23 protein-coding genes are annotated in these 25696 nt (G+C 70.6%); 13 read left to right on the top strand and 10 right to left on the bottom strand.

Translation table 11 applies throughout. The features are described 5' to 3' along the window. Positions 1 to 8 precede the first annotated feature (8 nt). From ABGB18_RS29905 to ABGB18_RS29875, 7 genes are all read left to right on the top strand, one after another. A complete protein-coding gene (locus tag ABGB18_RS29905; protein WP_347698961.1) occupies positions 9 to 905 on the top strand; it encodes a haloalkane dehalogenase in 897 nt (298 codons plus the stop codon). 64 nt (positions 906 to 969) lie between these two features. Beyond that, positions 970 to 3321: an AAA family ATPase gene (locus ABGB18_RS29900; protein WP_347698960.1), complete on the top strand. Its 2352-nt coding sequence runs from the start codon at positions 970 to 972 to the stop codon at positions 3319 to 3321. 156 nt (positions 3322 to 3477) lie between these two features. After that, complete coding sequence (locus ABGB18_RS29895) at positions 3478 to 4461, top strand: ABC transporter permease (protein ID WP_347698959.1); 984 nt, start codon at positions 3478 to 3480, stop codon at positions 4459 to 4461. Then, positions 4461 to 5369, top strand: a complete 909-nt coding sequence (locus ABGB18_RS29890; protein WP_347698958.1) for an ABC transporter permease — start codon at positions 4461 to 4463, stop codon at positions 5367 to 5369. Before ABGB18_RS29895 ends, ABGB18_RS29890 begins: the two co-directional genes overlap by 1 nt. Beyond that, a complete protein-coding gene (locus ABGB18_RS29885; RefSeq protein ID WP_347698957.1) occupies positions 5366 to 7426 on the top strand; it encodes an ABC transporter ATP-binding protein in 2061 nt (686 codons plus the stop codon). The genes ABGB18_RS29890 and ABGB18_RS29885 overlap by 4 nt, the downstream gene beginning before the upstream one ends. 30 nt (positions 7427 to 7456) lie before the next feature. Next, positions 7457 to 9151 carry an ABC transporter family substrate-binding protein gene (locus ABGB18_RS29880; protein WP_347698956.1) on the top strand — a complete coding sequence of 565 codons (1695 nt, stop codon included), beginning with the start codon at positions 7457 to 7459 and terminating at the stop codon, positions 9149 to 9151. 34 nt (positions 9152 to 9185) lie between these two features. Beyond that, on the top strand, positions 9186 to 9746 hold the full coding sequence (locus ABGB18_RS29875; RefSeq protein ID WP_347698955.1) for a crosslink repair DNA glycosylase YcaQ family protein: 561 nt from the start codon (positions 9186 to 9188) through the stop codon (positions 9744 to 9746). 69 nt (positions 9747 to 9815) lie between these two features. Here the strand turns inward: ABGB18_RS29875 and ABGB18_RS29870 are convergent, their stop codons facing one another. Next, a complete protein-coding gene (locus ABGB18_RS29870; protein WP_347698954.1) occupies positions 9816 to 10061 on the bottom strand; it encodes a hypothetical protein in 246 nt (81 codons plus the stop codon). Positions 10062 to 10156: 95 nt separating this feature from the next. Continuing rightward, positions 10157 to 11251 carry an MFS transporter gene (locus tag ABGB18_RS29865; RefSeq protein ID WP_347698953.1) on the bottom strand — a complete coding sequence of 365 codons (1095 nt, stop codon included), beginning with the start codon at positions 11249 to 11251 and terminating at the stop codon, positions 10157 to 10159. Positions 11252 to 11719: 468 nt separating this feature from the next. Here ABGB18_RS29865 and ABGB18_RS29860 point away from each other — a divergent pair, with 468 nt between their 5' ends. After that, positions 11720 to 11887, top strand: coding sequence for a hypothetical protein (locus tag ABGB18_RS29860; RefSeq protein WP_347698952.1), 168 nt, complete (start codon positions 11720 to 11722; stop codon positions 11885 to 11887). Between the two features lie 21 nt (positions 11888 to 11908). On the opposite strand, the gene ABGB18_RS29855 is transcribed toward ABGB18_RS29860, so the two are convergent. Beyond that, positions 11909 to 12568, bottom strand: a complete 660-nt coding sequence (locus ABGB18_RS29855; RefSeq protein WP_347698951.1) for a pyridoxamine 5'-phosphate oxidase family protein — start codon at positions 12566 to 12568, stop codon at positions 11909 to 11911. A gap of 31 nt (positions 12569 to 12599) precedes the next feature. Continuing rightward, positions 12600 to 12731, bottom strand: coding sequence for a hypothetical protein (locus ABGB18_RS29850; protein ID WP_347698950.1), 132 nt, complete (start codon positions 12729 to 12731; stop codon positions 12600 to 12602). 46 nt (positions 12732 to 12777) lie between these two features. On the opposite strand from ABGB18_RS29850, the gene ABGB18_RS29845 reads away from it, so the two are divergent. After that, a complete protein-coding gene (locus tag ABGB18_RS29845) occupies positions 12778 to 14115 on the top strand; it encodes an MFS transporter (RefSeq protein WP_347698949.1) in 1338 nt (445 codons plus the stop codon). Positions 14116 to 14131: 16 nt separating this feature from the next. Here ABGB18_RS29845 and ABGB18_RS29840 read toward each other — a convergent pair whose 3' ends face one another. Continuing rightward, the gene (locus ABGB18_RS29840) at positions 14132 to 15205 is read right to left on the bottom strand and encodes a PrsW family intramembrane metalloprotease (RefSeq protein ID WP_347698948.1); all 1074 of its coding nucleotides are present in this window, start codon (positions 15203 to 15205) and stop codon (positions 14132 to 14134) included. 78 nt (positions 15206 to 15283) lie between these two features. Further along, positions 15284 to 16489 (bottom strand): amidohydrolase, encoded by a 1206-nt coding sequence (locus tag ABGB18_RS29835; RefSeq protein WP_347698947.1) that lies wholly within the window; start codon positions 16487 to 16489, stop codon positions 15284 to 15286. Positions 16490 to 16588: 99 nt separating this feature from the next. On the opposite strand from ABGB18_RS29835, the gene ABGB18_RS29830 reads away from it, so the two are divergent. Further along, the gene (locus ABGB18_RS29830; protein WP_347698946.1) at positions 16589 to 17026 is read left to right on the top strand and encodes a PPOX class F420-dependent oxidoreductase; all 438 of its coding nucleotides are present in this window, start codon (positions 16589 to 16591) and stop codon (positions 17024 to 17026) included. On the opposite strand, the gene ABGB18_RS29825 is transcribed toward ABGB18_RS29830, so the two are convergent. Continuing rightward, entirely contained in the window at positions 16974 to 18380 is a 1407-nt protein-coding gene (locus tag ABGB18_RS29825) for an MFS transporter (protein WP_347698945.1), read from the bottom strand. The genes ABGB18_RS29830 and ABGB18_RS29825 overlap by 53 nt on opposite strands. Positions 18381 to 18427: 47 nt before the next feature. Here ABGB18_RS29825 and ABGB18_RS29820 point away from each other — a divergent pair, with 47 nt between their 5' ends. Beyond that, positions 18428 to 18604, top strand: a complete 177-nt coding sequence (locus ABGB18_RS29820; RefSeq protein WP_347698944.1) for a hypothetical protein — start codon at positions 18428 to 18430, stop codon at positions 18602 to 18604. Between the two features lie 240 nt (positions 18605 to 18844). After that, a complete protein-coding gene (locus tag ABGB18_RS29815; RefSeq protein WP_347698943.1) occupies positions 18845 to 19687 on the top strand; it encodes a glycerophosphodiester phosphodiesterase family protein in 843 nt (280 codons plus the stop codon). Positions 19688 to 19699: 12 nt separating this feature from the next. On the opposite strand, the gene ABGB18_RS29810 is transcribed toward ABGB18_RS29815, so the two are convergent. Next, complete coding sequence (locus ABGB18_RS29810; protein WP_347698942.1) at positions 19700 to 20809, bottom strand: aminotransferase class I/II-fold pyridoxal phosphate-dependent enzyme; 1110 nt, start codon at positions 20807 to 20809, stop codon at positions 19700 to 19702. A 65-nt stretch (positions 20810 to 20874) separates the two neighbouring features. On the opposite strand from ABGB18_RS29810, the gene ABGB18_RS29805 reads away from it, so the two are divergent. After that, positions 20875 to 21717 (top strand): aminoglycoside adenylyltransferase domain-containing protein, encoded by an 843-nt coding sequence (locus ABGB18_RS29805; RefSeq protein ID WP_347698941.1) that lies wholly within the window; start codon positions 20875 to 20877, stop codon positions 21715 to 21717. A 285-nt stretch (positions 21718 to 22002) separates the two neighbouring features. Here the strand turns inward: ABGB18_RS29805 and ABGB18_RS29800 are convergent, their stop codons facing one another. Continuing rightward, the gene (locus ABGB18_RS29800; RefSeq protein WP_347698940.1) at positions 22003 to 24840 is read right to left on the bottom strand and encodes a vitamin B12-dependent ribonucleotide reductase; all 2838 of its coding nucleotides are present in this window, start codon (positions 24838 to 24840) and stop codon (positions 22003 to 22005) included. After that, positions 24837 to 25292: a transcriptional regulator NrdR gene (gene nrdR, locus ABGB18_RS29795; RefSeq protein ID WP_090941385.1), complete on the bottom strand. Its 456-nt coding sequence runs from the start codon at positions 25290 to 25292 to the stop codon at positions 24837 to 24839. Before nrdR ends, ABGB18_RS29800 begins: the two co-directional genes overlap by 4 nt. Positions 25293 to 25696: the final 404 nt, after the last annotated feature.

Here is a 25696-nt window from a genome sequence, read left to right as displayed (position 1 = left end):
CATCCGTTATGCGAATCCTGCGCACTCCCGAGGAGCGCTTCGCGGATCTGCCCGGCTTCCCCCACGAACCCCGCTACGCCGACGTGACCGACGGCCTGCGCATGGCCTACGTCGAGGCCGGACCCGCCGGCGGCGAGCCCGTCGTGCTGCTGCACGGCGAGCCGAGCTGGTCGTTCCTCTACCGGCACGTCATGCGCGAGCTGGCCGCGGCCGGGCTGCGCGCGATAGCGGTCGACCTCGTCGGGTTCGGCCGCTCGGACAAGCCGGTCGAGCAGGCCGAGCACACCTACGCCAGGCACGTCGAGTGGACCCGCGCCCTGCTGCTGGACGCGCTCGGCCTGAACGGCTTCACCCTGGTCGGCCAGGACTGGGGCGGGCTGATCGGGCTGCGCGTCGCCGCCGAGCACCCGGAGCGGGTGGCCAGGATCGTGGCCGCCAACACGGGCTTGCCGACGGGTGACATTCCCATGCCCGACGTGTGGCACCGGTTCAAGGACGCGGTGCTCAAGGCCCCGGTGCTGGACGTCGCCCGGCTCGTCCAGGCGGGCTGCAGGAGCGTGTTGCCCGAGGAGGTGCGCGCGGCCTACGACGCGCCGTTCCCCGACGAGTCGTACAAGGCCGGGCCGCGCGCCATGCCGGGCCTCGTGCCGATCGCGCCGGACGATCCCGCCGCGCCCGCCAACCGCGCGGCCTGGCAGGTTCTCACCACGCTCGACAGGCCGTTCCTCGTTGCGTTCTCCGACGGAGATCCGATCACCGGCGGCATGGCGCCCATTCTTCGCAAATCTCTGGCGGGGGCCTCCGGCCTGCGACATCCTGTGATCACAGGTGCGGGGCACTTCCTCCAGGAGGACGCCGGCCCGGAACTCGGGCGGCGGATCGCCGCTTTCGTGACCTCCACCTAGCGTGTCAGGTCCGCCCAACAGCCGCTCCAGTGCGGTATAACCGGGGGCGGACCGGGGAGGCGTGATGCGTGAGTCCGACAGGGCCCAGGCCGCGGGGCGGGCCGCGGCGCGGGATCTGTTCGAGAAGGTTCGGCTGCGTTATTTCCAGATTCCCCCGGCTGTGCGCCGGGTGCTCTACGTGGTCGCGCTCGTCGCCACCATGGGCGTGGGCGCCGCGTTCGGCTGGGACCTGCTGAAGACCTTCCCCGTCGTGCTGCTGGTGCTCGCGTTCGTCGCGCTGACCATGCGCTTCCCCCGCGCCGCCGCCACCACGCTGGTGGTGGCGGGCTGGATGGTGCTGGCGCTGTTGGCCTTCTCCGGGCTGTTCCCGGCCGGAGCCGGCACCTTGCACCTGATGGTCGGGCTCGCCCTGCCCGTCGCCGCGGCCGCCCACCTCATCCGCTGGGTGACGCCGTGGGTCACCACGCTGGCCGCGCTCGCCCCGGCGGGCGTGCTCGCCGCCCTCCTCTCCTTCGTCTCCGACGAGGTGGCCGTCTGGGCCGCCTGCGCCGCCGCGCTCGCCGTGCTGGTCCACCGGTTCATGCTCGCCCGCAAGACCAGGGCGGCCCGCGCCGCGGCCGAGGAGCGGCAGGTCCGGATCAGAGGGCGGGAGGGCAGGTTGGAGGCGCCGCCCGACAAGTCGGGCGCGCCCCCGCAGATCTCCGTGGAGGACGCGCTCAGCGAGCTGGAGAGCATGGTCGGCCTGGCCCCGGTCAAGGAGCAGGTACGCTCCATCGCCGCCTCCATCGAGGCCTCCCGGCTGCGGGCCGAGGCCGGCTACACCACCGAGCGGCCCACCAGGCACTTCGTCTTCCTCGGCCCGCCCGGCACCGGCAAGACCAGCGTGGCCCGCGCGCTCGCCAAGATCTTCTACGCGTTCGGCCTGCTGGAGACCCCCTACGTGGTCGAGGCGCAGCGGGCCGACCTGGTCGGCGAGTTCCTGGGCGCGACCGCGATCAAGACCAACGAGCTGGTCGACCGGGCGCTCGGCGGCGTGTTGTTCATCGACGAGGCGTACGGGCTGGTCAACTCCTCCGACGGGCAGCCCGACCGGTTCGGCGCCGAGGCCGTGCAGACCCTGCTCAAGCGCGCCGAGGACGACCGCGAGCGGCTGATCATCATCCTGGCCGGCTACGAGCAGGAGATGAGCGCGTTCCTGTCCAGCAACCCGGGCCTGGCCAGCCGGTTCGCCACGCGCGTGCGCTTCCCCGGCTACTCGCCCGCCGAGCTGGTCGAGGTCACCGAGCTGCTGCAGCGCCGGCGCGGCGACACGATGGGCTCCGAGACCAGGCGCACGCTGCTCGGCCTGTTCGAGGACGTGCACCGGCGGGGCCTGGTCGACGAGCTGGGCAACGCCCGGTTCGCGCGCAGCCTGGTCGAGGCCGCCGCGCAGGCCCGCGACGTGCGCGTGGTGGGCGCCGGCGGCACCCCGACCACCGAGGACCTGGTGACCACCACCACGCCCGACGTGACCAAGGCGTTCGACGAGCTGACCGCGCGTTTCCGCGGCTACGTGGCCACGCCCACGCTGGAGGAGGCGCTGGCCGACCTCGACAGGATGGCCGGCCTGGCCCCGGTCAAGCGGCAGGTGCACGCCATCGCGGCCCAGCTCCAGGTGGCGCGCATGCGGCAGGAGCGCGGGCTGCCCACGCCGCCGCAGACGCGGCACTTCGTGTTCGTCGGGCCGCCGGGCACCGGCAAGACCACGGTCGCCAGGGTCCTCGGCCGCGTGTTCGCTGCGCTCGGCCTGCTGGCCAGGCCCGACGTGGTCGAGGCGCACCGGGCCGACCTGGTCGGGCAGCACCTCGGCGCGACCGCGATCAAGACCAACGAGCTGGTCGACCGGGCGCTCGGCGGGGTGCTGTTCATCGACGAGGCCTACAGCCTGCTCAACCCCGGTTACCAGGGCGGTGACGCGTTCGGTGCCGAGGCCGTGCAGACCCTGCTCAAGCGCGCCGAGGACGACCGCGACCGGCTCGTCATCGTGCTGGCCGGCTACGAGCGCGAGATGGACTCCTTCCTGGCCAGCAACCCGGGCCTGGCCAGCCGGTTCAACCAGCGCGTGGCCTTCCCCAGCTACTCCCCCGCCGAGCTGTCGGAGATCGCGGTGCTGCTGGCGGAGAAGTCGGGCGACACGTTCGACGAAGAGGCGCTGCGCAACCTCGACGAGGTGTTCGCCTGGGTGTGCGGGGAGCGGCTGATCGACGGCCTGGGCAACGGCCGGTTCGCCCGGTCCCTGTTCGAGCGGGCCGCCATGCGCCGCGACGTGCGGCTGGCCGCCCACGCCTCGCGCGGCGGCTCGGCCAGCTCGGCCGATCTGACGACGATCATGAGCGAGGACGTGCGCACGGCGGTGGACGAGCTCTCCGGACGTTGATCGGCGGTTCCGGCACTCTGATCTCCTCCCTCGGGGAAGGCGGAGCCCCCAGCCCTTGGCATGTCGTCTCACAGTGATGGCGTGATGTCGTAGAGTGAGCGGCGTCGGTGACAACCAGGGCGACGTTACGTCGGGTGGCGCGGCGGAGGAGGAGCGATGGCCGGGTTCCTGGCCCGCAGGCTGCTCAACTACGCCGTGCTCATCGTGCTGGCCGCCAGCCTCGCCTACCTGCTGGCCGCGACGGCCCTCGACCCGCGCTCCAACTACGCCGACCGCACCCCCAAGCCGCCGCCGGCCGTCGTGGACGCCCAGCTCACCGCGCTCAACCTCAACGACAAGACGCCGCTGCTGCAGCGCTATGGCACCTGGGCGGGCGGCGTGTTGCGCGGCGACTTCGGCAAGTCCGTCTCCGGTGCCCCGGTCAACGAGGATCTCAAGCGCCGCATGGGCGTCACGTTCCGGCTGGTCATGCTGGGGCTGGTCTGCGGGAGCCTGCTCGGGGTGCTGTTCGGCGCGCTCGCGGCGGTCCGGCAATACGGCTGGTTCGACCGGCTCACGACCGGCGGGTCCTTCGTGGTGCTGGCCGTGCCGGTGGTCGTGCTGGCCAACATGCTGATCCTGGCGGCGTCCTGGGCCAACTTCCGCCTCTTCGACCGCCAGATATTCCTGGTCAGCGGCGAATACAGCGTCGGGCTGGAGGCCGGGTTCTGGGGGCACGTGGTGGACCGGCTGCAGCATCTGATCCTGCCGACGGTCTCGCTGTCCGTGGGGCTCGTCGCCGTCTTCAGCCGCTATCAGCGCAACATGATGCTCGACGTGATCGGTGCCGACTTCGTCCGCACCGCGCTGGCCAAGGGGCTGAGCAGGAGGCAGGCGCTCACCCGGCACGCGCTGCGGACCGCGATGATCCCGGTGATGACCTACTTCGCGTTCACGTTCGGGGCGTTGCTGACGGGGGCCACGTTCACGGAGAAGATCTTCGGCTGGCACGGGCTGGGCGAGCAACTGATCAACTCCATCTTCACCAACGACGTCAACACGGTGGCGGCCATCTCCCTGCTGGCGGCCGTGGCCGTGCTGTGCGCCTCGCTCGTCTCCGACCTGCTGCACGCGGCGCTCGACCCGAGGGTGCGGGCCTGATGACGCTGTCCGACGAGGAGCTGGCAGAGGAGCTGTCCGACGGCGTGGCGGTCAAGGCGCCGTCACGGGTGCGGGTCGTCGCCGGGCGGTTCTTCCGCTCCACGCAGGGGCGGATCGGGTTCGCGGTGCTCGCGCTGATGTTCCTGCTGGCCTTCGCGGGACCGCTGGTCAACCGGTGGAGCTACACCGACAAGGACTTCACCGCGTTCATGCAGCCGCCGTCGGCCACGCACTGGTTTGGAACGCTCCAAACCGGGTCCGACGTCTTCGCGGTGACCCTGCGCGGGATGCAGAAGTCGCTGATCGTGGGGCTGCTGGCGGCGCTGGTGTCCACGGCGCTGGCGGCCGTGGTGGGGGCGTTCGCCGGCTATTTCCGCGGATGGACCGAGCGGTCGCTGACCTGGCTGACCGACCTGCTGCTGGTGCTGCCCGCGTTCCTCATCCTGGCGATCATCTCGCCGCTGTTCGGCTCGGGGCAGTGGGCGGTGTTCGTGATCATGCTGGCGTTGTTCCTGTGGATGGTCACCTCGAAGATCGTCAGGGGGATGGCGATCTCGCTCAAGGAGCGGGAGTTCGTCCAGGCCGCGCGTTACATGGGGGTCTCGCCGGTGCGGATCATCTTCCGGCACGTGATCCCCAACCTGTCGTCGCTGCTCATCGTGGACGCCACGCTCAACGTCAGTGCCGCGATCCTCACCGAGACCTCGCTGTCCTACTTCGGGTTCGGCATCCAGCCGCCGGACGTGTCGTTCGGGACGCTCATCGCCGACGGTTCCAGGACCGCGGTCTACGCGCCGTGGACGTTCTGGTTCGTGGCGGGGCTGCTGGTGGTGACCGTGCTCGCGGTCAATCTCATGGGCGACGCGCTGCGTGATGCCTTCGATCCGTCCGCCAAGAGGTCGCGATGAGCCCGGTTCTCGAGGTCAGCGACCTCAACGTGACCTTCGGTGACGTGCCCGCCGTCCGCGGGGTGAGCTATTCCGTACGCCCCGGCGAGGTGCTCGGCATCGTCGGCGAGTCGGGCTCGGGCAAGTCGGTCGCCTCGGCCGCCATCATGGGGCTGCTGCCGCCGGGGGCGCGCGTCACCGGGTCCGTGCGCCTGCACGGCACGGAGTTGCTCGGGGCCTCACAGCGGCGGCTGGCCGCCTTCCGCGGCAAGAGCATCTCCATGGTGTTCCAGGACCCCCTGTCCGCGCTCACCCCGGTCTACCGGGTGGGTGACCAGATCGCCGAGGCCGTGCGCGCGCACCAGCGGGTCAGCAAGGAGAACGCCCAGATCAAGGCCGTCGAGCTGCTGGACCTCGTGGGCATCCCGCGGCCCTCCGAGCGGGCCCTGGCCTTCCCGCACGAGTTCTCCGGCGGGATGCGGCAGCGGGTCGTGATCGCGATGGCCATCGCCAACGACCCCGACGTGATCATCTGCGACGAGCCGACCACGGCGCTCGACGTCACCATCCAGGCCCAGGTGCTGGAGGTGCTGAAGCGGGCCCAGGCCAAGACCGGCGCCGCGATCATCATGATCACGCATGATCTCGGGGTGGTGGCCGGGTTCGCCGACCGGGTGCTGGTCATGTACGCCGGGCGGGCCGTCGAGGTGGGCGCGGTGGACGACATCTACTACCGGATGCGGATGCCGTACACGGCCGGGTTGCTCGGCTCGATCCCGCGCGTGGACCGGGGGCGGCAGCCGCTGGTGCCGATCGAGGGCCAGCCGCCCTCCCCCGCGGCGCTGCCGCCCGGGTGCCCGTTCGCGCCGCGCTGCCCGATGCGCATCGACGCGTGCGACGACCGGGAGCCGCCGCTGTTCGAGGTGGGCGCCGGGCACGGGGCGGCGTGCATCCGCTGGGAGGAGGTGCACCCGGACGGCCCGCCCCGGCAGGCGCCTGGTGCCGTCGCGCGGCAGGCGGCTGGTGCCGACGGCATCTCTCCGCTGCGGGTGCGTGGGGAGCGGACGGTGCTGGCCGTGCGCGACCTGGTCAAGGACTATCCGCTGCTCAAGGGGGCGGTGTTCAAGCGCAGGGTGGGCACGGTGCACGCGGTGGCCGGGGTCAGCTTCGACATCCGGCAGGGCGAGACGCTGGGGCTGGTCGGCGAGTCGGGCAGCGGCAAGACGACCACCCTGACGCAGATCCTGGAGCTGGTCCCGCCGCAGCAGGGCCGCGTCGCCGTGCTCGGCCACGACACCGCGCGGCTCACCCGGAGCGAGCGCACCGAGATCAGGCGTGACATGCAGGTCGTCTTCCAGGATCCGCTGGCCTCGCTCGACCCGCGCATGACGGTGCACGACATCCTGGCCGAGCCGCTGCGCACCCACGGCAAGCGGTCCGGGCGGCGGATCAGCGAGCTGCTCGCCCTGGTCGGACTGGAGGCCGCGCACGCGGCCCGTTACCCGCAGGACTTCTCCGGCGGGCAGCGGCAGCGCATCGGCATCGCCAGGGCGCTCGCGCTGGAGCCGCGGCTGCTGGTGCTGGACGAGCCGGTCTCCGCCCTGGACGTGTCGATCCAGGCCGGGGTGATCAACCTGCTCGACTCGCTGAAGCGCCGGCTCGGGCTGTCCTACCTGTTCGTGGCGCACGACCTGGCCGTGGTGCGGCACATCGCCGACCGGGTGGCGGTGATGTATCTGGGCAGGATCGCCGAGATCGGCCAGGTGGACGCCGTCTATGACGCTCCGGCGCATCCGTACACGCAGGCTCTGCTGTCGGCGATCCCGCTGCCCGACCCGGTCCGCGAGCGCTCGCGCGAGCGGATCCTGCTCGAAGGTGACCTCCCCAGCCCCGCCAACCCCCCGACGGGCTGCCGGTTCCGCACCCGGTGCCCGAAGTTCCGCGCCGAGCTCACCGACGAGCAGCGCGGGCTCTGCGTGGCCGTGGAGCCCGAGGTGCAGCCGCTGGCCGGCGAGCACGACGGTGCCCCGGACCAGGGCGCGGCCTGCCATTACGCCGAGAAGCGCGAAGTCGTCTAGACCTCGCTCAGACCAGGAGGAATCCGCTCGATGAAAACGTCATGTCTTGTCGTGGCCGCCGTCGCCGCGTCGTTGTGCCTGGCGGGTTGCGGGGACAGTGCCGGGAACGCGCCGGGGAACAAGGGCCCCGGCGGGGACGACCGTACGATCAAGGCCTTCGACATCAACCAGCAGTCGCGTGACAAGGTCAAGGACGGCGGGACGCTGCGGTGGGGCATCAACGAGTTCCCCTCCCAGTGGAACCGGAACCACGTCGACGGCAACCTGGCCGTGGCCGCCGCGATCAGCAACGCGCTGCTGCCGTCGCCGTTCGTGTCCAACGAGAAGGCGGAGATCTCTCCCGACCGCGACTACCTGCTGGAGGCCAAGGTCACCGCCCAGCGGCCCAAGCAGGTGGTCACCTACACGCTGAATCCCAAGGCCCGATGGTCCAACGGACATCCCATCACCTGGGCCGACTACCAGGCGCAGTGGCACGCGCTCAACGGGCGTGACCCCGAGTTCCACATCGCCTCGTCCACCGGTTACCAGGACATCGAGAAGGTGGCGCGGGGCAAGGACGACCACGAGGTGGTGGTGACGTTCGCGCGGCCGTTCGGGGACTGGCAGGCGCTGTTCGGCCCGCTGCTGCCCGCCGCCACCAACAGGACGGCCCAGGCCTTCAACACCGCCTGGCTGAACAAGATCCCGGTCACGGCCGGGCCGTTCAAGTTCGGCGGGTTCGACCAGACGGCCAAGACGATCACTCTGGTACGCGACGACAAGTGGTGGGGCAACCGGGCCAAGCTGGACAAGATCATCTATCGGGCGTCCGAGCAGGACTCGCTGATCGGCGCGTTCAGCAACGGCGAGCTGGACCTCATCGACGTCGGGCCGTCCGCTCCCGACTACGCGCGCGCCAAGTCCACGGCCGGGGCCCAGGTGCGGCAGGCGGCCGGGCCCGACTTCCGGCACTTCACCTTCAACGGGTCGAGCGAGCTGCTCAAGGACCGCAACGTACGCCAGGCCATCCAGCTCGGCATCAACCGCCAGGCCATCGCGCAGTCCGACCTGCAGGGGCTCGACTGGCCGATCGCCCTGCTGAACAACCACTTCTTCATGAACACCCAGGAGGGCTTCCAGGACAACGCCGGGAACCTCGGCGTGTACGATCCCGCCAGGGCCAAACAACTGCTGGACGCGGCCGGGTGGAAGCTGAACGGCGGCGCGGTCAGGCAGAAGAACGGCAAGCCCCTGGAGCTGCGGTTCGTGGTGCCGACCGGGGTGCAGATCAGCAAGTCGGAAGGGGAGCTGGCGCAGAGCATGCTCGGCCAGATCGGCGTGAAGCTGAACATCCGGGCGGTGCCGAGCGACGACTTCTTCACCAACTACGTGATCCCCGGGAACTTCGACATCACGCCCTTCGCCTACATCGGCACGCCGTTCCCGGTCTCCAGCAGCTACGGGATCTACGCCAACTCACCCGACGGCAAGACCTGGAACGCGAACTTCGGGCGGGTCGGGTCGCCGGAGATCGACCGGGCCATGAGCGCGGCGGCGCAGAGCCTGGATCCGGTACGGGCGCGCGAGCTGACGAACAAGGCGGACGAGCTGATCTGGCAGGAGGTCAACGTGCTGCCGCTCTACCAGCGCCCGCAGAACGTGGCCGCCAAGGAGACGCTGGCCAACGTGGGAGCGCGCGGCTTCTACGACCTCCGCTACGAGGACATCGGTTTCGCGGGCTGACCCTCCCGGCAGGGGCCGGGATGTCGGTGGCCTGGTGCGCGGCGGCACCCTGCACCTCGTCCCCGCCGACGAGGTGGCCGACTACTGTGCGGCCCTGAGCACGTTGCGTTTCTGGGAGAAGGGGTCCTGGCAGCGCGGCCACGCGGTCACCGCCGGAGAGATCTCGGCGATCATCGACGCCGTGCCCGGGGTGCTGGGCGGGCCGCCGCTGACGCGCGAGGAGCTGGTCGAAGCCGTGGTGGCGGCGACGGGGCAGCCTCACCTGACGCGGGCGCTCACGTCCGGGTGGAGGGCGCTGCTCAAGCCGCTGAGCCGGCTGGGTGAGCTCTGCCACGGCCCGCCCCGCGAGGGCAGGGTGACCTTCACCACCCCACGCACCTGGCTGCCGGGCTGGGCCGGCACGCTGCCGCCGCCCGCCCTCAGGCCCAAGGTCAGCCGCCAGGCGGGCTGGATCTCCCCGGTGGTCGTCCACGAGGGGCGGATCGCGGGGGTCTGGGAGGTCAGGGACGGCACGATCAGCCTCGACCTCGCCACGCCGGTGCCGCAGGGGCCGCTGGACGACGCGGTCGCCCGCATGCGTGACTTACTGCCCTGACCGGAGCATCCGCCCGGACAGGCGTTGTCGAGCTGGTGGCGGCCCCGAGGGGCGACGTGGTGGCGGCCCTCAGGTGCCGGCCATCACCCGGTCGACGATGCCGCTGGTGCCCTCCTCGCGGGCGCAGTGGGCACAGCAGTACCAGTGCTCGCCCGACTGGACACCATGCCCGATGACCTTGGTCCCGCAGTGTTCGCACACGGGCGCCATCGCCTCGATCGCGCACTGGAAACTGTCGAAGGTGTGCGTCGCTCCCTGCGCGTGCACCTCGAACGCCATGTCGTAGTCGTTGCCACAGGTCTCGCAGACAGCCATGGTGACTCCCCTTTGCAGTCCGTCAGCCGGGGGGATACCCGGTTCCTGGTTGCCTCTGCCCCAAGCGACCGCCATATTCCGGCGTTCCACCTCTGTCACGGTCGCCAGGCGGCGAAGCGCGCCACCAGCGGCAGGCCCAGCAGGCCGAGCGCCGCCAGCGCGGCGGGCAGGCCGAGCCACCCGCTCAGCCCGGCCACCAGCAGCGGGCTGACGACGAACCCCGTGTACGAGATCGTGGACACCCCCCACACCAGCGTCCCGCCGGCGTCGTCGGCGGCGGCCCGGCTGAGCATGGCGGGCACCAGCGGCCCGAGCGCCAGCCCGGTCACCGCGAACCCCGCCATGGAGACCGGCACGTTGCCGCCCAGGCCGGCCAGGGCGATCCCGGCGCCCCCGCCCACCCCCGCCACCAGGAACAACTCCCTCACCGGAGCCCGGGGCAGCACCTGCACGACGAGCCGCCCGGCCGTGAGCGCCCCCATGTAGACGGCGGGCGCGGCGCTCGACACCAGCGGCGTGGCGCCGCGATGCGTCTCCAGCAGCAGCACCGACCACTGCTCGACCGAGTTCTCGATGACCAGCGCGCATGCGGCCAGCATGCCCAGCAGCAGGGCGGTCCCCCAGAGCGAGCGCCGGTCGGTGTGCGGCTGGGCGGCGGCCCGGCCGCCCCGCAGGGGCAGTGCCGGCAGCGACAACGCCGCGGCGAGCACGATCGCCGCGACGATCAGCAGCACCGGGCCGGCGCCGAGCCCGAGTGAGCGCGCCAGCCCGGTGAGCGGGGCCGCCGCGATGACCGCGACGGGAAAGGCGGCGTGCACCGCCTGGAACAACCTGCGGCCGCTCTCGCGCTCGGCGCGCCCGGTGGCCAGGTTGAGGGCGACGTCGAGCGCGCCGCTGGCCGCGCCCACCACCAGCAGCGCCAGCGCGAGCTGCCAGAGCGTGGCGACCTGCCCGAGGCCCACGACGCTGACCGCGAACGAGGCGGTGGCGGCCATCAGGGCGGCCCGCTCCCGGCCCCGGGCCAGCCGCCCGGCCAGCGCCATCGCGGGCAGCGCCCCCACGGGTACGAGGCTCAGCGCCAGCCCGAGATCCCCGGCCGAGACACCCAGCTCCAGCTTGAGGGCGGGCAGCAGGGCGGACCACGACCCCCAGAACACGGCCCACGCCGCACTGACCGCGATCAGCGGCATACGCCCTGCCTCCTCCAAAATCTCGGTCAAGCCACCATAAAGATCAACGCTGTCGTATCGCCCTCCTGAGGCCCGCTTGGAAGGCGTCCTTGTCCCGACGGACGCGGCTGCCGCGTCTTGTGGCGATTACCTCGCGGAAGACGACCTTGTTACCCACTGAGTAGAAATGCGTTGAACGGTCAGGTCAGGCCGGTTAGTTTGGCGCGCATGAGCGGGTGACGACCACCGGCCATGCGCCTGGCCGGGCGGGGTCCCGGCCGCGGAAGGAGAACGGCGCGCTTCGGAAAGGGGGAGACATGAAACGCGTCAGAGTCGGCAAGCCGGCCGCCAAGCGGCTCCGGCCGGCCGCGCCGCCGGACCTGCGGTCGCCGTCGGGCCGCAGGCTGCCCTATTGACCGCTCCTTACACCGGGCTTACGGGGGTATCTGTTAATAACATTTGTCTCAGGATCATCACGGGGGGCTCACGATGAAGAGGCTTGTGGCAGTGCCGCCACAGATCGCCCGGCACAAGGTCCGCGACATCCGCTCGGCAGACCACCGCAAGCCGGCCACCGATCCCAAGGTCGTCGACCTGCGGGCCTACACGGGCAAAAACGTGATCCGCTTTCCCGGCGGTCCCACTCCCGCCGCCTGAGGCCGCAGGCCGGGCGGCGGGTCAGCCGTACAGCCGCCGGGCGTAGCTCTCGCCGTAGTAGGCCTCCAGCTCCTCCAGGCTCTCCTCGACCTTCTGCACGTCCTTGATCAGCGTCGCGTGCGACGGCAACCCGTCGGGGCCCCAGCTTTCGGGCTTCCACAACGCGGAACGCATGAACGCCTTGGCGCAGTGGTGGAAGATCTGCTCGATCTCCACCACGAGCGCGAGGCGCGGGCGGTGGCCCTTGACGATCATCTGGTCGAAGAACGGCGCCTCGCGCACGAGCCGGGCGCGCCCGTTGACACGCAGGGTCTCGTTGCGTCCGGGGATCAGAAAAATCAACCCCACATGCGGATTTTTCAGGATATTGAGGAATCCGTCCGCCCTGCGGTTCCCAGGGCGGTCCGGGATGGCGATCGTGGTGTCGTCGATGACGTGCACGAACCCGGCCGGGTCACCCTTGGGCGACACGTCGCAGGAACCCCGGTCATCGGAGGTGGCGATCAGGCAGAACGGCGAGGCCGCCAGCCACTGCAGATCACGCTCGTGCAGCCGGACCCGCTCCTTGGTCGCGGCCCGCGGCATGACCTCGCCGAGGAGCTCGCGCAGCTCCGCCTCCGACCCGATCTCCGCCCAGCCCATGCGATCTCCCATCTCCGGCCCGATCTCCGCCCAGCCCATGTGATCTCCCTTCGAGGTTTCCCCAATTTTGTCAGGGAATCGGGCTCAGCATCCGGCGGGGTGTCCTCAGGGCGAGACTGACCCGATCTTCGCGCGCGCCGACCACTTCCAGGGCCATGGCCAGGGAGCACTCCTGGCCGTCGTAGTTCTTGCCGAGCGACATGGATCCACCATAGTTCACTCATTGAACCGTGATAGCGTTCCGCGGTATGAGTTCAATGATCGAACCTACAGTGCGGCGGGGGACGCTGGCCGTCGCGTCGTCCGCGCCGCTGCTCGTGCTGACGAATTTCACGGTGCCGATGGTGACGCTGCCGCAGGCCACGCGGTCGCTGGGAGCGGGGCCGACCGGGCCGGTGTGGATCCTCGGCGGGATCTCGCTCGGGCTGTCGGCGGTGCTGCTGGTCTCTGGCGGGCTGGCCGACGACTACGGGCGCAAGAGGGTGCTGGTGGCAGGCGCGGGCGTGCTCGCCGCGGCCAGCGTGGTGGCCGCCGTGAGCCCGGTGGTGGCGGTGTTCGTGCTGGCCAGGGTGGTGCAGGGCGGGGCGAGTGCGGCGATGCTGGCGGCCAGCCTGGGCATCGTCGGGCATGCCGTTCCCTCGGGGGCGGCGCGGATCCGGGCCACCGGCCGTTACGGGGCGATGATCGGCCTCGGCACGGCCCTCGGGCCGCTCCTGTCGGGTGCGCTGGCCGCGATGGCGAGCTGGCGGGCGGTGTACTGGTTGCTGGCGGGCGGCGCGCTGGTCCTGGTGGTGGTGTCGGCCCGGGTGCTGGAGGAGTCGCGCGCGGCGACGCCGCGCCGATTCGACGTGCCCGGCGTGGTGCTGCTCACCCTGGGGGTGGCCGCGCTGGTCGCGGGCGTGACGGAGGGCCGGTCCGGGTGGGGGCGGCCGGTCGTGCTGGTGGCGTTCGCGGCGGGCGCGGTGCTGGTGTGCGCGTTCGTGGCGGTGCAGCGGCGGCGCGCGGAGCCGCTGCTGGACCTGGAGTTGTTCCGGCGGCCGGTGTTCCTGGTGGCGACGGGCGGGGCGCTGGTCGTGGGTGCGGCGGTGGTGGGGCTGCTCAGCTACCTGCCCAGCGTGTTGCAGACCGGGCAGGGGCTGACACCGCTGCAGGCCGCGCTGTTGTTCTGCGTCTGGTCGGGATTGTCATTCGTCTCGTCGCTGCTGGCCAGGCACGTCCGCCTGGGCGCGGCCGCCCGGCTGGCGCTGGGGCTGGGGCTGAGCGCGACCGGGTTCGCCGGGCTGCTCGGCGTGGGCTCCGCGCTGTCGCTTCCGCCCGTCGTGGCCGGGCTGGCGGTGAGCGGGGTCGGCGCCGGGCTGATCAACTCCTCGATCACCCACCTGGCGATCGAGAGCGTGCCCGCGCACCGGGTGAGCATGGGTTCGGGCGCGAACAACACCGCCAGGTACGTCGGCTCCTCGCTGGGCGCGGCCGGGATCGCCGCGGTGATCGGGGGCCTCGGACCGGACCTGGGCACGACGGTGGCCGTGGTGGCCTGCATGGTGCTCACGGCCGGCACGGCGGTCGCCGCGCTGGCCACCCGCTGACGTCCACCCGAGGCGTTCACCAGCGGCGGGCGTTCGCCATGACCCCCAGGTACGCGTCCCGCTCCACCGCGAACCGCACCGGGTCCAGGTCCTGCCGCTCGGCCCGCAGGTGCAGCAGGGTCAGCTCGGTCGCCGCCTGCTGGTAGTCGCTCATGGCACGGCCGAGCCCCGCGCGCCTGGCCCACCTGCGGGCCGCCTTGCGCGCCGGCAGCGTGGTGAGCATGCGGACGTCGGCCTCCGTGACCAGCCCGGTGTCCCGGTATCCGGGCAGGTAGACATCCATCCTGGCGACGAGGTGGCGGCGCTCGACGACGGTCACCACGATCAGCAGGACCAGCACCGCCATGATCACCAGGTAGGCCGTGCCCAGCAGGGGCAGCGACTTCGCGGTGGCGGCGCCGTTCCAGAGGGCGTGCAGGAAGACCGCGCCCAGGTAGCCGAGCGCGATGGCGGCATGTCTGCCGGTGGTGCGGCGGGTGAGCGCGTAGGCGACGCCGACGCCGATCAGCGAGGTGTAGATGGGGTGGCCCAGCGGGTCGATCAGGCCGCGGAGCACGAAGAGCTGCACCGCGCCGCCGGGGCCGTCCTCGCCGAACGCGAGCAGGTAGTAGCCGACGTTCTCCACGGCGGCGAAGCCGAGGCCGGCCATGGAGGCGTACACGATGCCGTCGGTGAGGCCGTCGATCTCCCGCCGCCGGCGCAGTAACAGCAGCAGCGCCGAGCCCTTGAGCGCCTCCTCGATCACCGGGGCCAGCAGCACGACGCCCAGGTCGTCGACCGTCGCGGCATGCAGGCCGGCCCTGGCGAACAGCTCCTGGCCCAGGACCGTCAGCGCGACGCCCAGCACCACCGCCACCCCCGCGCCCCAGGCGAACGCGAAGGCGAGGTTGAGCTTCGGCTCCGGCTCGAGCCTGTCGAGCGAGAGCACGGCCGCGAGCAGCACCGGCAACGGGGCCACGGCCAGCAACGCCGACAGGCCGAACCCGACGGGGCCGCCGGAGGCGAGCATGACGGCCAGCATGACAAGCGCGAGGAGGCTTGAAACGACGAGGCCGACCAGCAGGGCCTTGCTGGGCCGTTGAACGAGCAACGGTGGGGTCATGGTGGTGCCTCTCTTCCCGTTGGTCCCGCCCTCTATGCGCCAGTCATACCTACAGTCACTTAACGGTTACTTGATTTCGCGGTAGTACGGGTCGGTGACGACGGACTCCCCGTCCGCGTACGTGTAGACCTCCCGACCCGACACGAACACGCGCAGCGCGCGGCTCATGACGTCCAGCGGATCCCCCGACCAGATCACCACGTCCCCGTCGAGTCCGGGCTTGAGGGCGCCCACCCGGTCGTCGAGGCCCATGATGCGGGCGGGGTCCAGCGTGATCGAGCGCAGCGCCGTGGCCCGGTCCAGCCCTTCCTTGACCGCCAGCGTAGCCTGGTGCACCAGGAAGTGGATGGGCACGACGGGGTGGTCGGTGGTGATCGCCAACTGGACCCCGGCCCGCGCCAGGATGCCCGGGTTACGCAGCGAGCGCTCGCGCAGCTCCACCTTCGACCGGCTGGTGAACAGCGGCCCGATGATGACCGGCACCTTCCGGGCGGCCAGGGTGTCGGCCAGCAGATGGCCCTCCGTGCCGTGGTTGATCACCACCCGGTAGCCGAACTCCCCGGCCAGCCGCAGCGCGGTGGCGATGTCGTCGGCGCGGTGCGTGTGCTGGCACCACGGCAACTCGCCGTCCAGCACGCGGACCAGGATCTCCAGCGTGCCGTCGCGGTCGAACGGCTTGCCCTCCGCCGCCGCGGCCTGCCGCCTGGCCTTGTAGTCCTGCGCCTTCATGAAGGCGTCGCGGATCACGGCCGCCACGCCCTGCCGGGTGGACGGCAGCTTCTTCTGGTCGCCGTAGACGCGCTTGGGGTTCTCGCCGAGCGCGCTCTTGACGCTCACCGGCTCCTTGACCAGCATCTCGTCCACTGACCTGCCCCAGCACTTGATCGCGACGGTCTGGCCGCCGATCGGGTTGCCGGAGCCCGGCTTGATCACCGCGGTCGTCACGCCACCGGAGAGCGCGTCGCCGAAGGCCAGGTCGGCGGGGTTGATGGCGTCGAGCGCGCGCAGGCGGGCGCCGTTCGGGTCGGTCATCTCGTTGGTGTCCTGGCCGGCCCACCCCTCGGCCTCCTCGTGCACCCCGAGGTGGCCATGAGCCTCGACGAAGCCCGGCAGCACCCAGCCCCCGGCGGCGTCCACCACGGTGATCCCCTCGGGCAGCGGCACGTCCCGGCCGACGGCGGTGATCTTCCCGTTCTCTATGAGTACGGTGCCACCGTCGATGGGGTCGCCGTCGATCGGTACGACATATCCGCTGGTTATCGCAAGATTCATGACTTGTAACTTACAACTGACCGGACATGGAACGACCAGCCCTTCCACCGGCAGCTCGGGATAGGCTGACAGTTTCACAAATCGGACGGGGGATGGCGAATGTCGCTGAACCACGAGCCGGAGCGCCGGCCGCTGACCGACGAGGAGCTCTCGCTCCTGCTGGGGGAACAACGCTTCGGCGCGCTGGCGACCGGCGCCGGCCTGTCCACGGTGGTCTACACCTGGGACCCGGAACAGCGGGTGGTACGGATCCCCACCGTCGCCGACCGGCTCAAGCTGCGCCAGGACCCGCGCTGCACCCTCTACGTGGCCGGCGGCGACTTCCAGTCCTACGCCGTGGCCGAGGGCATGGCGGAGATGTCGCCGGTGAGCGGCGAACCGGGCGACGAGGTGGGCCGGGAGTTACTGGCCATGCAGCCCGCCGTCGCCGACGAGGCCGCCTTCCTGCGGCGGATGGTCACCGGCCGGCGAGTGGTGATCAGGCTCAGAATCGCGCGGCTGTACGGGACGGCTCTGTCGTCGGCACCCGTCGCGTAGCACGCCGCCTGGCGAAGGCCACCGACGCGACCACGACGAGGACGAGCACCAGGTCCACGGCCGCCGAGGAGCGCATGGCGGCCACGTACTCCCCGCCCTCGGCCACGGCGAAGAACACCGCGCCGATCACGGCCACGCCGCCCGCCCCGGCGAACTGCTGCGCCGTGCTGAGCACCCCGGCCCCGACGCCGGCCTGGTGCGGCGCGACCTCGACCAGCGCCGCCCCGATGAGCTGCGGCAGGACCAGGCCGTTGCCGGCCCCGACGAGCGTGAGCCCGACCATGACATACGGCAGGCCCTGCCCGGCCGCGACCACCAGCAGGCCGAGCCCGAGCGCCGCGACGGTGCCACCGGCGACGACCACGGCCAGGCCGTGCCGCCTGATGAGCCGGGTGCCCACCAGCGAGGTGATCGAGTACAGGATCCCCATCGGCGCGAACGCCAGCCCAGCCTGGTAGGCCGTCAGCCCGAGCCCGCTCTGCAGCAGCAGCGTCAGCGTGAACATGAACGAGGCGAAGTACGCCATGAACGCCACGAGCGAGCCCACGCCCGCCAGGTAGGAGCGCACCTTGAGCAGCGCGAGGTCGAGCACCGGCTGCCCGCCGCGGGCGCCGAGCACCCGTTGCCAGCGCCAGGTGAGCGCGAAGGCCGGCACGCTCAGCACCATGCACACCCACGTCCAGGCGGGCCAGCCCAGGCTGTTGCCGAGGCCGAGCGGCACCAGCACCAGCGCCAGGGCCAGCGCGAAGCCGGTCGCACCGACGAGGTCGAGTCTCGCCCGCCCGGGCGGGGCGATCTTGGGCAGCAACCAGCCGGCCAGCGGCAGGACGATCAGGCCCACGGGCAGGTTGACCAGGAAGATCACCCGCCAGCCCAGGCCGAACAGGTCGGCCGACAGCAGCATCCCGCCCAGCACCTGACCGGCGATCGAGCCGAGGCCACCGGTGGCGCCGTACCAGCCGAGGGCGCGCCCCCGCTCGTGCGGCGGGTACACGGCGGAGATCGTGGCCAGCACCTGCGGCACCATCGCGGCGCCTGCCAGGCCCTGGAGCAGGCGGGCGGCCACGAGCATCGCCGGGGTGACGGCGATGCCGCAGAGCACCGACGCGACCGTGAACGCGGCCACGCCCAACAGGAACAGGCGCCGGTAGCCGTAGCGGTCGCCCAGCCGCCCTCCGGTGATCATGCCGGCCGCGTAGGTGAAGGCGTAGCCGCCCACGATCAGCTCCAGAGAGGCGGAACCGGTGTTCAGGTCCCGTTCGATGGAGGGTGCCGCCACGTTGACCACGAAGAAGTCGAACTGTGCCATGAACCAGGCCGAGAGCAGCACGGGGAGCGTTCCACGGTATTTCACGTCCGACAAGGGTAAACGGCGGCTTTGCGATGATCCCCATCGGGCCCTTGCGACCTGGCTGCAACCTCTGCCTCGACGCCAGCCCGTACGACCCGCCGGCCATGGTGCCCGGCTGCACGGTCCGGCACGACGAGCAGGCGGTCGCCACCTACTGCCACACCGGTGACGGCGGGCAGTGGTGGACGTCCGACGACGCCTGGTCGATCGGCGGGAAGACGGCCTGACCGCGGAGCAAGGGCCTGCGCGATGATCTGGGAGATGTCCGGCGACACCGGCGCGTCACCAGCGCCCTGGACACCGGACTCAGGTTTACGTCCCTTCGGCGGGACGGACCGTGACATTCGCCCGCCCCGCGTGTCCAATGCTCACCGTCTCGGCACCGTCGGGTTACTCTGCGCTTAACTGCCGGTCATGATCGATTGTCACCGTCGAGTCGTAGGACCTCTCCCCACCAGAGGAGACCCATGTTCGGACGACTCGCCGTCACCCTCGCGACCTCGCTCACCATCCTGACAGCACCGGCGACCGCGGCCACCACCGCCGCCACCACCGCCGCCACCACCGCCGTCAACGTCGCCCACCGCGGCGCCTCCGCCCACGCCCCCGAGAACACGATCCCCGCCCTCGAACTCGCCGCCGACCACGGGGCCGACGTGTTCGAGTTCGACGTCCAGGAGACCAAGGACCACAAGCTGGTCCTGATGCACGACACCACCCTGGCCAGGACCACGAACGCGGAGCGCGTACTGCCCGGGCTGTCCCCCTGGCGGGTCGGCGACCTCACGCTCGCCCAGATCCGCAAGGTGGACGCCGGGGCTTGGTTCTCCGACGAGTTCGCCGGCACGCGGGTGCCCACCCTCGGCGAGGCACTGGAGGCGATGAGCGACTCCGGGCTGGGCCTGCTGTTGGAGGTGAAGGCGCCGCGGCTCTATCCGGGGATCGAGAAGCGGATCGCCGCCGAGCTGCGCCACCACCCCGAGTGGGCGTCGCAGGAGCGGCTGGTGGTGCAGTCGTTCGACTGGGACTCCATGCGCACCTTCCACGAGCTGCTGCCCGGCGTGCCGATCGCGCTGCTCGGCCGGCCGTCCACCGGCCAGCTCCCCGGGGTGGCGAAGTTCGCCGACCAGGTCAATCCGCACTACACGGACCTCACGGCCGCGTACGTGCGGCGTGCGCACGCCCTCGGCCTGCAAGTCCTCACGTACACGGTGGACAGCCCGTCCGCCATGCGCCACGTGCTCGGCTACGGCGTGGACGGCATCGTCACCAACCGGCCCGACGTGCTGCGCTCGGTGCTCGACGGCTGAGGTCCACCCTGGTCAGCGGACCTGGTGCAGGCGGCTGAGGATCTCGGTGAGGATGGGTTCGGTGGTGGCGAAGTTCAGCCGGACGTAGTGCTCGCCGCCCGGGCCGAACGCGGCGCCGTCGTTCAGCCGCACCCGGGCCTCGCGCTCGATGACCTCGGCCAGGCCCGGGCGGTCCGTACGCAGCCAGGCCAGGTACGTCGCCTCCGGCAGCCGATAGCCGAACCTGCTGGGCAGGGCCTCGGCGATGAGGTGCCGGTTGCGGTCGAGCGTGGCCAGGGTGTCGCGGAGCCAGGCGTCTCCCTGCCGCCAGGCCGCGACCGTGGCCTCGACGCCGAACACGTTCGCGGAGCCGTACACGAAGGGGGGTTGTGTCTCCATGGCCGCGCGCATGCCGGGGTGGCCGAAGTGGGCCACCGCGCAGCGGATCCCGCCCAGGTTGAACGCCTTCGTCGCGGACGTGAGCGTGACGGTGCGTTCCGGGAGGATCGTGGCGAAGGGGATGTGCCGGTGCGGCCCATAGGTCAGGTCGGCGTGGATCTCGTCCGCGATGACCAGCAGGTCGTGGCGTTCGGCGTGCTCGGCCAGCCCTTCCAGCTCGGCGCGGGTGAAGACGCGGCCGGTCGGGTTCTGCGGGTTGACCAGCAGCAGCACCCGGCAGCCGGACAGGTCGGGCACCTCGAAGCGCCAGGAGCCGCCGTCCGGCTCCAGCCGGATCGGGCGCGCGGGGCGCTCCATGACCTCCAGCGTCTCCAGGAACGGGTGGTAGGCGGGGGTGTGCAGGGCGACGCCGTCGCCGGGTTCGGTCCAGACCTGCAGGAGCACCTGGAGTGCCTGGTTGAGGTCGTTGAAGGAGCGTACGTGGGAGGGGTCGGCGGCCCAGCCGTACCGCTTCGCCATCCGCTCGGCGAACGCCTCGGCCAGCGGGCCCGCGCTGGGGTCGAACAGCCAGGCCGGGTAACCGAGGTCCCCTTCGGCCCGCCGCCGCAGCGCCTCGACCACCGCGGGAGCGGTGGGCAGATCCATGTCGGCCACCCACGCGGGGATCACGTCCGGTCCGACGTCCGACCACTTGAGTCCATCGTGTAACGCTCTGAGGTCTTCGGGGCGATATACGTTGTTCACCCGGCTATTCTAGGATCGTTGAATGTGATGAGCCGGTGGGGCCGCTTGTGGCAGGCTGGGCGGCCATGATGCCCCATCCGAAGATCGATGCCATTGTCGAGACCTACCTGTCATTGGCCGACGCCGAGGCCCCCGGACTGGTGGAGGGGCTCTACCTGGAGGGCTCCGCCGCCCTGGGCGACTACCGTCCGGCCACGAGCGACATCGACTTCGTCGCGGTCACGGCCGCCGAACCGCCGATCGAGGTGCTGGAGCGCATCCATGCCCGGCTCGGCGCGCACCCGCTGGAGGGCTTCTACCTCACCTGGGACGACCTCCGCCGCGACCCCGCCACTCTGGACGAACGACCCCAGGCGCACGCGGGCCGGCTCAACCGCCGCGGCACGGTCGACCCGGTCACCTGGCACACCCTCGCCCAGCACGGCCTCACCTGCCGCGGCCCCAAAGCGGACGAGCTGGAAGTCTGGAACGATCCCGACGCCCTTGCCGCCTGGACCGACGCCAACCTCGACCGCTACTGGCGGCGCCTGGTGGCCCGCGCCGCCAACCTGGCCACCCCGCGGGGGCTGGCGAGCCTCGGGAACTACGCCGTCGTGTGGATCGTCACGGGCATCGCGCGCCTGCACTACACACTGGCCACCGGCGAGATCACCTCGAAGGCCGGAGCAGGGCGGCACGCCCTGGAGACCTTCCCCGAGCGCTGGCACCGCGTGGTGAACGAGGCCCTGCGGGTGCGCGAGGAGGACACGGCGCTGCCGTCGCCGGCGAGCGTGCTCTCCGGGCTGGGCGACCACTTCGGCACCCCCCGCCGCTCCCTCTACGGGTCCCCGTTCGAACGCCGCCGCGACACCCTGGGCTTCGCCGACCACGCCATCACCGCCGCCCACGCCCTCTACACGGACCGCTGACGCGCCACTCACCGAGATCAGAAGGCGGCGCCATCACGTCCAGCGCCCTCACCGGCGGCAGACCGCCTCCCACGGACGGACATCGACCCACCGGTGTGCGGCACCGGACAAATCCGCAGATGCCTCCGTCGCATCACATGCGACCTCGTTGAGCCGTTGTTCGGCAGTCTGCCGGCCACGTGCGAAACAGGTCGAAGGGGACCCGGAACGTCTCCGGATCCCCTTCGTAACCAGGCACAATCGACGCGACCGCCCAACGCCGCATCAACCGCGACCTGCCCGAAATCAGCTACAGCCGCTGGTGGAGCCGCATCCCTCGCAGACGTAGCAGCTACCGGCGGGCCGCATCTTGGTGCCGCAGGTCATGCAGAGCGGCGCGTCGGCCGTGAAGCGCTGGTGGCTCTCCAGTGTGAGCTCCCCGACCTGCGACGACGGCTGCCGCTGCCCCTCCGCCTTCGGCTTCTCCTCGATCGGGGCCGACTGGGCCAGCGTCTCGCGGTCCAGCGACTCCTGCAGCGCCGCCGGGTCCTCGCCCCGCTGCTGCGCCGCCCGCTCGGCCGCCGAGAAGATGCCCAGGGCCGCCCGCTCCTCGAAAGGAAGGTGGTCGAGGGCCAGCCGGCGGAAGATGTAGTCCATCACGGACGTGGCCATCCGGATGTCCGGGTCGTCCGTCATGCCCGCGGGCTCGAACCGCATGTTGACGAACTTGCTCATGTACGTCTCCAGCGGCACCCCGTACTGGAGCCCGATGGAGATCGCCACGGAGAACGCGTCCATGACGCCCGCCAGCGTCGAACCCTGCTTGGACATCTTGAGGAAGACCTCGCCGAGCCCGTCGTCCGGGTAGGACGAAGCAGTCATGTAGCCCTTGGCGCCGCCCACCGTGAAGCGGGTCGTCATGCTGGGCCGCTGGTTGGGCATGCGCCGCCGGGTCGGCCGGTTGACCTCGATGACCTTGACCTCGGGCTCGGCCGCGGCCTCCTTCTGCTTGGCCTCCTCCTTCTTGGCGCCGTTGCCCGCCGACAGCGGCTGGCCGACCTTGCAGTTGTCGCGGTAGACCGCCAGCGCCTTGAGGCCGAGCTTCCAGCCCTCCAGGTAGACCTGCTCGATGTCGTCGATCGTGGCCGACTCCGGCAGGTTGACCGTCTTGGAGATGGCTCCGGACAGGAACGGCTGCGTGGCCGCCATCATCCGTACGTGCCCCATCGGCGCGATGGCCCGCTCGCCCATCGCGCAGTCGAACACCTCGTAGTGCTCGAGGCGCAGGCCGGGCGCGTCGACGATGTGGCCGTGCTCGCCGATGTACTCGACGATGGCCTCGATCTGCTCCTGCTGGTAGCCGAGCTGCTTGAGCGCCCGCGGGATCGTCTGGTTGACGATCTGCATGGACCCGCCGCCCACGAGCTTCTTGAACTTGACCAGTGCCAGGTCCGGCTCGATGCCGGTCGTGTCGCAGTCCATCATCAGGCCGATCGTGCCGGTGGGCGCGAGCAGGCTGGCCTGGGCGTTGCGGTAGCCGTGCTTCTCGCCGAGCCTGAGGCACTCCGACCACTGACGCGACGCCTCGCTGTGGATCTTCGCGTCCATGGAGCCGACGGTCCGCAGGTCGTCGTTCGCCGCCGCGTGCTTGCGCATGACGCGCTTGTGCGGCTCGGCGTTCCTGGCATATCCGTCGTACGGCCCCACGACCCCGGCCAGTTCGGCGCTGCGGCGGTAGGACACGCCGGTCATGAGGCTGGTGATCGCCCCGGCCACGGCCCGGCCGCCGTCGGAGTCGTAGGCGTGTCCAGTGGCCATGAGCAGCGCGCCCAGGTTGGCGTAGCCGATGCCGAGCTGCCGGTAGGCCCGCGTGGTCTCGCCGATCTTCTCCGTCGGGAAGTCCGCGAACGTGATCGAGATGTCCATCGCGGTGATGATCAGCTCGGTCAGCTTGACGAAGTCGGCGACGTCGAAGGAGTTGTCGTCCTTCAGGAACTTCAGCAGGTTGATGCTGGCCAGGTTGCAGGAGGAATTGTCCAGGTGGACGTATTCACTGCACGGGTTGCTCGCCGTGATCCGGCCGGTCTCGGGGGTGGTGTGCCAGTCGTTGATCGTGTCGTCGTACTGCAGCCCCGGGTCGGCGCACTCCCAGGCGGCCTTGGCCATCTTGCGGAACAGGTCCTTGGCGTCGACCGTCTCGATGACCTCGCCGGTCAGGCGGGCCCGCAGGCCGAAGTCGCCGCCCTTCTCCACCGCCCGCATGAACTCCTCGGAGACGCGTACGGAGTTGTTGGCGTTCTGGTACTGGACGCTGACGATGTCCTTGCCGCCCAGGTCCATGTCGAACCCGGCGTCACGCAGCGCGCGGATCTTGTCCTCTTCGCGCGCCTTGGTCTCGATGAACTCCTCGATGTCGGGGTGGTCCACATCGAGCACGACCATCTTGGCGGCCCTGCGGGTGGCGCCGCCCGACTTGATCGTCCCCGCCGAGGCGTCCGCGCCGCGCATGAAGGACACCGGCCCGCTGGCCGTACCACCACTCGACAGCAGTTCCTTCGACGAGCGGATCCGGGACAGGTTGACCCCCGAGCCGGAACCGCCCTTGAAGATCACGCCCTCTTCCTTGTACCACTCCAGGATCGACTCCATCTGGTCGTCCACGGAGAGGATGAAGCAAGCGCTTACTTGCTGCGGCGACTTCGTGCCCACGTTGAACCAGACCGGCGAGTTGAACGCGAACACCTGGTGCGCCAGCGCGTGCTTGAGCTCGTGGTCGAAGATCTCCGCGTCCTCGTCGCCGGCGAAGTAGCCGTGCTCGATCCCGGTCTTCGTATAGACACCCACGACCCGGTCGATGAGCTGCTTCAGGCTCCACTCGCGCTGCGGCGTGCCCACGGCGCCCCGGAAGTATTTGGTCGTCACGATGTTGGCCGCGTTGACCGACCAGAAGCCGGGGAACTCGACGCCGCGCTGCTCAAAGTTCACTGAGCCGTCGCGCCAGTTCGTCATGACGACGTCACGGCGCTCCCACTGGATCTCGTCATACGGGTGCACGCCGGGCTTGGTGAAGATCCGCTTCATCTTCAGTCCCCTGCGCGGACGCTTGCCCCCGCGCGCGACTGAACCGCTGGCCGTCTCCGTCATGACTCCCCCTTCTCCGCCTTCAACTGTGAGATCTCGGCCTCGAAGTCCGCCAGGCTCTCGAAACCGCGATATACCGATGCGAACCGCAGGTAGGCCACCTCGTCGAGCTCCCGCAACGGGCCGAGGATGGCCAGGCCCACCTCGTTGGAGGGGATCTCGGCCGCGCCCTTGGCCCGGATCGCCTCCTCCACCCGTTGCCCGAGCTGCGCCAGCGAATCCTCACTGACCGGCCTGCCCTGACACGCCCGCCGCACGCCCGCGACGACCTTGTCCCGCGAGAACGGCTCTGTCACTCCGCTGCGCTTGCTCACCATGAGCAGGACGGTCTCCTGCGTGGTGAACCTGCGCCCGCACTCGGGACAGGTCCGACGACGCCGGATGGCCGCGCCGTCGTCCGTGGAACGGCTGTCGATGACCCTGGTGTCAGGGTGGCGACAGAACGGACAATGCACGCTTTCGCCTCCATTACGACCACCAATAGTCCACAACCAGTCGCCGTAGCGGGACGCTCGCGCACACCCCACGGGTATCCATGGGGCGGTCACGTAAACACAAGGTGTGGTGAACCTACATCGGTGTAACTACTAGATGTTGTGGTCCAACCGTAGAAGCGTGCGACCATGAACGCAAGTTGAGCGACCCCTTCGGCCTGAAGTCGCTGATCAGCCTGCGGTGGACCGGCCGGGTCGGGCGTGTCGGCCTCAACACCGGTCAGCCGACCGCTGTTCCCCCTTCGAGGCACGCCCCAGAAGCCCCATCGCTTCCCACCCGTGAAGCGCCCTCACAACCGTACCCAACCCCCCCAACGACCTCTCCCCACCCTCTCGCCCCCATCCCTCTGCCCCCATCGGCATCG

This window comes from Nonomuraea sp. B12E4, from assembly GCF_039871825.1.
GTDB lineage: Bacteria > Actinomycetota > Actinomycetes > Streptosporangiales > Streptosporangiaceae > Nonomuraea.
The sequence above is the reverse complement of the archived record's forward strand: the minus strand, read 5'-3'. Positions and strand labels throughout refer to the sequence as shown.

Bases quoted from the DNA above. Each gene is read 5' to 3' on its own strand.
- ABGB18_RS29900 (WP_347698960.1), top strand. From the start codon at position 970: ATGCGTGAGTCCGACAGGGCCCAGGCCGCGGGGCGGGCCGCGGCGCGG.
- ABGB18_RS29850 (WP_347698950.1), bottom strand. From the start codon at position 12,731: ATGTCGCTCGGCAAGAACTACGACGGCCAGGAGTGCTCCCTGGCCATG.
- ABGB18_RS29905 (WP_347698961.1), top strand. From the start codon at position 9: ATGCGAATCCTGCGCACTCCCGAGGAGCGCTTCGCGGATCTGCCCGGC.
- ABGB18_RS29855 (WP_347698951.1), bottom strand. From the start codon at position 12,568: ATGGGCTGGGCGGAGATCGGGCCGGAGATGGGAGATCGCATGGGCTGG.
- ABGB18_RS29865 (WP_347698953.1), bottom strand. From the start codon at position 11,251: ATGCCGCTGATCGCGGTCAGTGCGGCGTGGGCCGTGTTCTGGGGGTCG.
- ABGB18_RS29885 (WP_347698957.1), top strand. From the start codon at position 5,366: ATGAGCCCGGTTCTCGAGGTCAGCGACCTCAACGTGACCTTCGGTGAC.
- ABGB18_RS29860 (WP_347698952.1), top strand. From the start codon at position 11,720: ATGAAGAGGCTTGTGGCAGTGCCGCCACAGATCGCCCGGCACAAGGTC.
- ABGB18_RS29815 (WP_347698943.1), top strand. From the start codon at position 18,845: ATGTTCGGACGACTCGCCGTCACCCTCGCGACCTCGCTCACCATCCTG.
- ABGB18_RS29895 (WP_347698959.1), top strand. From the start codon at position 3,478: ATGGCCGGGTTCCTGGCCCGCAGGCTGCTCAACTACGCCGTGCTCATC.
- ABGB18_RS29800 (WP_347698940.1), bottom strand. From the start codon at position 24,840: ATGACGGAGACGGCCAGCGGTTCAGTCGCGCGCGGGGGCAAGCGTCCG.
- ABGB18_RS29835 (WP_347698947.1), bottom strand. From the start codon at position 16,489: ATGAATCTTGCGATAACCAGCGGATATGTCGTACCGATCGACGGCGAC.
- ABGB18_RS29890 (WP_347698958.1), top strand. From the start codon at position 4,461: ATGACGCTGTCCGACGAGGAGCTGGCAGAGGAGCTGTCCGACGGCGTG.
- ABGB18_RS29880 (WP_347698956.1), top strand. From the start codon at position 7,457: ATGAAAACGTCATGTCTTGTCGTGGCCGCCGTCGCCGCGTCGTTGTGC.
- ABGB18_RS29870 (WP_347698954.1), bottom strand. From the start codon at position 10,061: ATGGCTGTCTGCGAGACCTGTGGCAACGACTACGACATGGCGTTCGAG.
- ABGB18_RS29845 (WP_347698949.1), top strand. From the start codon at position 12,778: ATGAGTTCAATGATCGAACCTACAGTGCGGCGGGGGACGCTGGCCGTC.
- ABGB18_RS29830 (WP_347698946.1), top strand. From the start codon at position 16,589: ATGTCGCTGAACCACGAGCCGGAGCGCCGGCCGCTGACCGACGAGGAG.
- ABGB18_RS29805 (WP_347698941.1), top strand. From the start codon at position 20,875: ATGATGCCCCATCCGAAGATCGATGCCATTGTCGAGACCTACCTGTCA.